The sequence below is a fragment of the Paraburkholderia sp. BL25I1N1 genome (assembly GCF_003002025.1).
In the GTDB taxonomy this organism is placed as follows: Bacteria; Pseudomonadota; Gammaproteobacteria; order Burkholderiales; family Burkholderiaceae; genus Paraburkholderia.
The window spans coordinates 34,629-41,003 of record NZ_PVZB01000044.1 but is presented as its reverse complement, the minus strand read 5'-3'; the positions used below and the strand labels follow the sequence as shown (position 1 = coordinate 41,003).

Here is a 6,375-nt window from a genome sequence, read left to right as displayed (position 1 = left end):
CCGCAGGACACGCCGCGCTTCGAAGCGATGCTGGGTGACGGCAGCCAGTGGGGCATGAATATCCAGTACGCGGTTCAGCCTTCGCCGGATGGGCTCGCGCAGGCGTTCATTATCGGCCGGGATTTTGTGGGCAATGATCCGTCGGCGCTGATTCTCGGCGACAACATTTTCTACGGCCACGATCTCGCGAAGCAGCTTGAGCGTGCCAACGAGAAAGCCGATGGCGCCACGGTTTTCGCGTATCACGTGCACGATCCTGAGCGTTATGGCGTGGTCGAATTCGACAGGCAGTTCCGCGCGCTGTCGATCGAAGAAAAGCCGGTCAAGCCGCGCTCGAACTACGCGGTCACGGGTCTGTACTTCTACGACAGGCAGGTCTGCGATATTGCCGCGGACATCAAGCCGTCGCCGCGTGGCGAACTCGAGATCACCGACGTCAACTCGCGTTATCTCGCCAACGCCGCGCTCAATGTCGAGATCATGGGCCGTGGTTTCGCGTGGCTCGATACCGGCACGCATGATTCGCTGATCGAAGCCGCGACCTTCATCGCCACGCTGCAGAAGCGTCAGGGTCTGGTGGTCGCGTGTCCGGAGGAAATCGCTTACCGGCAGCAGTGGATCGACGGCGAGCAATTGCTTGCGCTGGCCAAGCCGCTCGCGAAGAACGCTTACGGCAAGTATCTACAAAACCTTCTTACGGACCAAGTGGCATGGCCATCCAAGTAACCGCAACCGCGCTGCCTGAAGTCAAGATCATCGAGCCCAAAGTGTTCGGCGATGCGAGAGGCTTTTTCTTCGAGAGCTTCAATGCGAAGGAATTCGCCGAGCAGGTCGAGCCGGGCGTCGAGTTCGTGCAGGACAACCATTCGCGCTCCGCGAAGGGCGTGCTGCGCGGGTTGCACTACCAGGTCCAGAATGCGCAGGGCAAGCTCGTGCGCGTCGTCGAAGGTGAAGTGTTCGACGTCGCTGTCGACATCCGCAAGAGTTCGCCGAATTACGGCAAGTGGGCGGGCGTGGTTCTGTCGGTCGACAACCATCGCCAGTTGTGGGTCCCACCTGGTTTTGCGCACGGTTTCGTGGTGCTGTCCGAGTCCGCGCAGTTCCTCTACAAGACCACAGACTACTGGTATCCCGAGCACGAGCGCAGCATCGTCTGGAACGATCCGGCCATCGGCATCGAGTGGCCCATCGACGAAGAGCCGCTGCTGGCGGCGAAAGACGCGGCAGCCAAGCGTCTGGCCGATGCTGACGTCTTCGCGTAAGGGGTTGGCATGAGCGCACATGATGCCAAGCGGACGATCCTCCTCACCGGCGTAAACGGCCAGGTCGGTTTCGAGCTCGCGCGTACGTTGCAGGGGCTCGGCACCGTGGTCGCGGTGGACCGCGCCGCGATGGACCTGTCCGATCCGGATCAGGTTCGCGCCGTGGTGCGCAACATCCGGCCGACGCTGATCGTCAATCCCGCGGCCTATACCGCGGTTGACAAAGCGGAAGAGGAACTCGATCTCGCCATGCGCATCAACGGCGAAGTGCCGGGCGTGCTGGCTGAAGAAGCGAAAAAGCTGGGTGCGGCGCTGGTCCACTATTCGACCGACTACGTCTTCAACGGCGAGAAAAACGGCGCCTACGTCGAAGACGATCCCACCGATCCGCAAAACGCATATGGGCGCAGCAAGCTGGTTGGGGAGCGGGCCATTGCCGCAAGCGGCTGCGCGCACCTCATCTTGCGCACGAGCTGGGTGTACGGCACGCGTGGCAAGAACTTTCTGCTGACAATGCTGCGCCTCGGCGCGGAGCGCGACGAATTGAGCGTGGTCGCCGACCAGATCGGCGCGCCGACCTGGTCAAAAACGATTGCCACGCTCACGGCAAACGTACTCGCACAAGCGGCGGCGCCTGGCCAGAGCGACTGGTGGCAGCAGCATTCGGGCGTTTATCACCTGACCGCGACGGGTTCGGCGTCGTGGCACGGTTTTGCCGAGGCCATTTTCGAACTGTCGGGCCTAGCGAAAACGCCGACCGTCAAGCCGATCCCGGCTGCCTCCTATCCGACGCCGGCGAAGCGGCCCGGCAACTCGCGCATGTCGAATGACAAGCTTGCACGGACGTTCGGCGTGCAGGCGCCGGATTGGCGCGACGCCTTGCAACTCTGCCTGGCCGAGCGTTGAGCAGCACGCCGCTGACATCGCGTACGGGCGCCGTCGTTGTTTTCTACAACCCCGATGCGGCCTGTATCGAGCGGGCCAACCGGCTCGCCGCAAGAATGCACTGCGTGGTGGTCGACAACACGCCAGGCGTGCGGCCGGCGAGCGAGCTGGGACTGGCCGCCACGATCGAATACCTGCCCAACGGCGAGAACGCGGGCATCGCGACGGCGATCAATCAGGGCGTCGAAGCGCTGATTCGCGGCGGCTTCGATATGGCGATCATCTTCGATCAGGACAGCGAGCCGCCTGCGGCGCTGTTCACGGAGTTGCCGAAGGTCATCGAGGCGGCCAACGCATCGGGCGAGCGGGTCGCGCTGGCGGGTCCGGCTTACGAAGATGCGCGTCTGCGCGGCCTCGCGCCGTTCGTGCGCTTCAAGTGGGGCACGCTGGAGCGGATCGTGCCGCAGGGCGATCAGCCTATCGAGGTCGACTTCCTGATTTCGTCGGGGTCGTGCATCAATTTGCGCTGGTGGTCGAGCATCGGCCCGATGGACGACGCGCTTTTCATTGATTTCGTCGACCTGGAATGGTGTGTGCGTGCCAAGCAGAAAGGCTACCGGGTATTGGGCGTGCCGTGGGTGCACATGAGCCATGAACTTGGCGGCGAGCCGGTCCGCGTACTGGGGCGCGCGTATCCCATGCACAGCCCGTTGCGTCACTACTACCTGTTCCGCAACGCCGTCGTGCTGATTCGCCGCTCTTATGTGCCCTGGACCTGGAAGTCGTCCGAACTGGTCAAGTTTCCGGTGCGGCTGGTCATTTATTCATTGATGCCCTCGGAGCGGATGGCCCATCTGAAAATGGCCTTGCTCGGTATGTGGGACGGCATCCGCGGGCGGCTAGGTAGACTTTAGAAAGCGGTGCGACAGCAGTCGATGCCATTGACCACGAACTCCACGGGCAGCAGGCATCTCGTCGGACGCGCAGGAAGGAATTGCATGAATACGAAATTTAGCGGGCATCAGCAGGATGCAGTCAGTCAGGACGTCTCCCACGATAAGCCGTTATCGTCCGGCGCTGAAGATGCGCGCGGTCTTCAGGCGCGTGTGGCGCAGCTCGAGAAACAGCTCGGTGACGCGCTGAACGACGGCGAGTCGATCGCCAAGCTTAACAATCGGATTCTGAAGCTGGAGGTTGAGCAGGCCACGTTGCTTAATTCGACTTCGTGGCGCGTGACGGCACCGCTGCGCTCGGTGAGCCGTATCGCGGCGGCGGTGCGGCTCGCATTCAGCACCATTGGCCGGCAAGCCGAGGTCAGGGGCGGGCTGGGCAGCGCGCTGGGCTATTACGCGTCGGTGATCGGGCGCGAAGGCCTGCCGGGCGTCGTGGCGCGCGTGCGCCGGCTCAAAAGCGGACGCGGATTCGCCGACGGTCCGCCGCGTGACGAGGTCTACCATGAGTGGATCAGCCAGTACGATACGGTCACGCAGGACAAGCAACGCGAAATCGAAGCGGAAATTGCTCTGCTGGCGCGCAAGCCGCTGATCTCCGTCGTCGTGCCCACGTACAACAGCGACGAACGTCTGCTGCGCGAGATGGTTGCGTCGGTGCAGACGCAGATATATCCGCATTGGGAGCTGTGCATTGCGGACGACGCTTCCACCCAGCCGCACGTCAAGGCTGTCCTGCAGGAACTGGCCGCGGCCGACAGCCGCATCAAGGTCGTCTTCCGCGAGACGAACGGCCACATTTCCGAGGCCAGCAATAGCGCACTCGCGCTTGCAACGGGCGAATACGTCGCCTTGCTGGATCACGACGATCTGCTTCCGCCGCACGCGTTGTACATGGTGGCGCGCTACATCAATCTGCATCCGCAGGGCCGGATGTTCTACAGCGACGAAGACAAGCTCACCACCGAGGGCAAGCGCACCACGCCGTACTTCAAGTCCGACTGGAACCCGCAGATGTTCCTCACGCAGAACATGTTTTCCCATCTGGGCGTGTTGGAAACCAGGCTGGTTCGCGAAGCGGGCGGTTTCAGGAAGGGCTTCGAAGGCAGCCAGGATTACGACCTGGCATTGCGCTGCGTGGAGCTTGCCGGCGACGACAGCGTGATCCACATTCCGCATGTGCTGTATCACTGGCGCATCGTGCCCGGCAGCACGGCGGGCAGCGGCAGCGAGAAGCCGTATGCGCTGATCGCCGCGATTCGCGCGTTGGAAGATCACCTGAAGCGCGCGAATATCAGCGCGACGGTCGAGCATCCGGTTGAATCACTCGGGGTGCTGCGCGTGCGTTATACGCTGCCCAGTCCGCAACCCAAAGTGTCGATCATCATTCCGACGCGGGATGGGCTTGCGCTGCTCAAGCAATGTCTGGACAGCGTTTTTACCTACACGCTTTATCAGAATTTCGAAATCATCATCGTCGACAACGGCAGCGTGCAGCCGGAGACAATGAAATATTTCGACGAAATATCGCAGCGTTCCAATGTGCGCGTTTTACGCGATGAATCGCCGTTCAATTTCTCGGCATTGAATAATCACGCGGCGCGCGTTGCGACCGGTGAATTCCTGTGTCTGTTGAATAACGATATCGAGGTGATCTCTCCGGACTGGTTGAATGAAATGGTCAGTCTGGCCAATCTGCCGCGCGTCGGCGCGGTGGGCGCCTGCCTGTGGTATCCCACTGATGCGTTGCAGCACGGCGGCGTGGTGCTCGGTCTCGGCGGAATTGCCGGCCATATGCATCACATGATGAAGCGCGGTCACTTCGGGTACTTCGGACGCGCGGTGGCGACGCAGAATCTGTCGGCGGTGACCGCTGCTTGCCTCGTGGTCAAGAAGTCGGTCTACGACGAAGTGGGCGGACTGGAAGAAGACCTGGCCGTCGCCTTCAACGACGTGGACTTCTGCATGAAGCTGCTGAAGGCGGGCTACCGCAATATCTGGACGCCGTATGCCGAGATGTACCATCACGAATCGGCAACGCGCGGCTCGGACCTGGATCCGGCGAAGTACGAGCGGTTCGTGAGCGAAATCCGCCGCATGGAGGCACGTTGGGAAGGCTGGTTCGAACGCGATCCGGCGTACAACCCGAATCTGTCGCTCAGCTGCGAGGTGCTGCCGTTTACGCTGGCGTCGCCGCCGCGCATCGGCCAGTTCGAATAGCGGCGCCGACGGCCTGGCGTCTGCACGAAGCCGGCTGCGGCACGCTGGCGCTTGATTTGACGGGGTTCAGTCCGCTACGGCAGAATGCCGGGTTAAGATGGCGGCGGCTGCATCCACACATATTCATGACGTTCCGGCGCGCCTGTCAATACGCCGTCGGAATTTTTAGCACCGTCTGCATCGGTCTGACAATCGAAGCGCAGATGGTTTGTCGGAACCTATCAATGCAAATTTCTGTTTTGCGGCATCGGTCGCTCTTGTGGGACTTTGTCCGCCGTGACCTTGCGACTAAATTCCGCGGTTCGGCGCTCGGCTCCGTCTGGATGATCGTTACGCCAATCCTGACTTTACTGGTCTATTTCTTTGTTTTTAGCGTGGTGTTTAAGGCGCGCTGGGCCGGCGAAGGGTTAAACAGTAAGGCGTCCGCGCTGATTCTTTTCAGCGGACTCATCACCTACACGTTCTTTTCCGAATGCTTTCTGCGCGCGCCGATGCTGATGCGCGAGAATCCGAACTTTATCAAAAAGGTCGTGTTCCCGCTCGAGGTGTTGCCGCTCGCCATTACTGTGTCCGCGGTCGTGAACGCGGCGATCGGCTATGGCCTTCTGCTCCTGTTCAACCTGGTGTTCGTCGGCCTGCCGCCGCTGTCCGCCATTGCGCTGCCGGTCGTTCTGCTGCCGATGTTCTTCGCAGTGCTGGGCGTGACGTATCTGTTGGCGTCGCTCGGCGTATATCTGCCCGATATCAAGCTGCTGGTGCCGCCCATTTCCATGGCTATCATGTATCTGAGCCCGGTGTTTTATCCGCTCGACATGGTGCCGCAAATCCTGCGATTCGCGGTCGCGATGAATCCTTTTACACCGGTGCTGGAAAACGTGCGGCATGTATTTTTCTTTGGCCAATGGCCGGACGCGGTCGGCATGATTATTCAGTTGGCCGTGTCGATTGCCTTTCTGTGCGCATGCTATTGGTTTTTTATGAAATCCAAAAAAGGGTTTCCTGATGTGCTTTAGGAAATTCGCTTAAAGGTATAAGTCGAATTAACGTCGGCAGGTATT

6 protein-coding genes are annotated in these 6,375 nt (G+C 60.8%); all 6 read left to right on the top strand.

The annotated features are described in order from the left end of the window. Positions 1-726: glucose-1-phosphate thymidylyltransferase RfbA (gene rfbA, locus B0G73_RS37960; RefSeq protein ID WP_106286167.1), on the top strand; the 726-nt coding region annotated here is incomplete at its 5' end. After that, complete coding sequence (gene rfbC, locus B0G73_RS37955) at positions 711-1,262, top strand: dTDP-4-dehydrorhamnose 3,5-epimerase (RefSeq protein WP_106286166.1); 552 nt, start codon at positions 711-713, stop codon at positions 1,260-1,262. The genes rfbA and rfbC, both read left to right, overlap by 16 nt. A gap of 9 nt (positions 1,263-1,271) precedes the next feature. Continuing rightward, positions 1,272-2,168: a dTDP-4-dehydrorhamnose reductase gene (gene rfbD, locus B0G73_RS37950; protein WP_106286165.1), complete on the top strand. Its 897-nt coding sequence runs from the start codon at positions 1,272-1,274 to the stop codon at positions 2,166-2,168. Next, positions 2,165-3,061: a glycosyltransferase family 2 protein gene (locus B0G73_RS37945; RefSeq protein ID WP_258194160.1), complete on the top strand. Its 897-nt coding sequence runs from the start codon at positions 2,165-2,167 to the stop codon at positions 3,059-3,061. Before rfbD ends, B0G73_RS37945 begins: the two co-directional genes overlap by 4 nt. Before the next feature lie 84 nt (positions 3,062-3,145). Beyond that, positions 3,146-5,317 carry a glycosyltransferase family 2 protein gene (locus tag B0G73_RS37940; RefSeq protein WP_258194159.1) on the top strand — a complete coding sequence of 724 codons (2,172 nt, stop codon included), beginning with the start codon at positions 3,146-3,148 and terminating at the stop codon, positions 5,315-5,317. Continuing rightward, positions 5,206-6,330: an ABC transporter permease gene (locus B0G73_RS37935; protein WP_146144283.1), complete on the top strand. Its 1,125-nt coding sequence runs from the start codon at positions 5,206-5,208 to the stop codon at positions 6,328-6,330. Before B0G73_RS37940 ends, B0G73_RS37935 begins: the two co-directional genes overlap by 112 nt. Positions 6,331-6,375: the final 45 nt, after the last annotated feature.